The organism is Acetivibrio straminisolvens JCM 21531 (genome assembly GCF_000521465.1).
Lineage (GTDB): Bacteria > Bacillota > Clostridia > Acetivibrionales > Acetivibrionaceae > Hungateiclostridium > Hungateiclostridium straminisolvens.
Window position 1 is genome coordinate 1 of sequence record NZ_BAVR01000141.1, and the last position, 1,834, is coordinate 1,834.

Here is a 1,834-nt window from a genome sequence, read left to right on the forward strand (position 1 = left end):
GGAGCATTCCTGTAAGTAAGAAAAATGATCTTTGAAAAAATAGATACCCTACCGTACAATATGAAGTGTGCTGAAGCACGGCAAGTGAAGGCACAAATCAAATATACGGAGGGTAACTAATATGAATTGTACACAAAATAAGAAGTTAATGCAAATTACATCTGAAACGATGGTGATAGGAGTAGATATCGGTAGCGAGATTCATTACGCTAGAGCTTTCGATTTTAGAGGATTTGAATTTTCTAATAAAGCATTCAGGTTTGAGAACAACAGAGAAGGCTTCAATGCTTTTGACAACTGGGCTACAGAGTTGATGAAGAAAAATAACAAGACAAAAGCATTTGTTGGAATGGAACCTACGGGTCATTACTGGTATGGTTTTGGATGTCATTTGCAGAACATGCGCGTAGAATTTGGTATGGTTAATCCATATCACGTAAAGCGTTCTAAAGAGCTAGATGATAACACACCAAGTAAGCATGACCGAAAGGATCCAAAAACAATAGCAATGCTGGTCAAAGACGGAAGATATCTGATTCCGTATATGCCAGAAGGTGTATACCGAGAAATAAGAAATCTTATGGAACTGCGCAGGCAAAATGTTGTACAGTTGATAAGTATACAAAATAGGGTAAAGAGATGGCTGGCAATATACTTTCCTGAGTTTAATACTGTTTTTAAGAAATGGAATGGGAAGGCTGCGCTACTTACGTTGAAGTATTTTCCCACTCCCCAGGCAGTAATTGAAATGGGAGAAGAGAAAATAGTAGCCATTTGGAAACAAACAATTAAGAGAGCAATTGGTAATAAACATGCCAGAAAGCTCATAAAAGCAGCAGAAGAATCAATTGGTTTAAAGCATGGTTTAGAATCAGCAGTGCTTGAAATTAGTACTCTTCTGGATGAATATGAGATTTATGCACGAAAACTTCAAGTTATAATGCAGAAAGTAGAAGAGCAAGTAAATAAAGTACCAAATGCAAACAAACTTTTAGGAATTAAAGGTATAGGAATAGTTGCAATAGCAGGTTTTCTAGGTGCTGTTGGGGATATTGGCAGATTTGATGCACCAGAACAAATAGTTAAATTAATGGGACTAAACCTAAGAGAAAACAGTTCTGGCAAGCATAAAGGAAAAACAACAATAACTCGAAGGGGACGCTCTGACGGTAGATATGCGATATTTCAAGCAGTATTACCATTGGTAGCAAGAAACGCTGAATTTAGGCAATTGCACTTGTACTATATCAATAGGGAAAATAGACCACTAAAGAAAATGCAATCAATAGTAGCATTATGTGGCAAGTTGATAAGAGTATTTTATGCAATATTGAAAACAGGAAGTAATTACAATGGTGAAAAAATGATGAAAGATATAAAAAGAGTAGCCTAGGACATGAATATTAGTTCTAATAGCAATTAAATATTCTGAAATCAATGACTGTAGATATCAGAATTAGAGGTTAAAATAAGGGATTTAGAAGTATAACGTTTGATTATAGAAGAGTATTAACAATTGAGAGCCGGGATAGTCAGGTTGAATATTTTCCATTAGGGCACGACCCAGTTAAGGAGCAAGACTGACATTCCACCTCTGGACAAGACAGTACGAAGGAATTTAGGGCATGACCCAGTGAGAAATAGGAGGTTTGTCGCTAGAGACATGTGGAAGCCATTGGCGTGATAGTGAAAAAAGCACAGTCAAGCCGAAGGCTACCTAGTATAATCCACTATTATACTAACATTCAATTTTTGTCCAAACTAATTTTTTGAATTGATATGAAATTCTAAGATTAAACGAGAAAATGCGAGAAATTAAAAGTTATTATAAGGA

At 35.9% G+C, this 1,834-nt stretch carries 1 protein-coding gene; it reads left to right on the forward strand.

Features of this window, described 5'->3' with window-relative positions:
- Window positions 1-121: 121 nt before the first annotated feature.
- Window positions 122-1,393 carry an IS110 family RNA-guided transposase gene (locus JCM21531_RS17095; protein WP_014256551.1) on the forward strand — a complete coding sequence of 424 codons (1,272 nt, stop codon included), beginning with the start codon at window positions 122-124 and terminating at the stop codon, window positions 1,391-1,393.
- Window positions 1,394-1,834: the final 441 nt, after the last annotated feature.

Coding starts and splice junctions, on each gene's coding strand:
- JCM21531_RS17095 (WP_014256551.1), top strand. CDS start 122: ATGAATTGTACACAAAATAAGAAGTTAATGCAAATTACATCTGAAACG.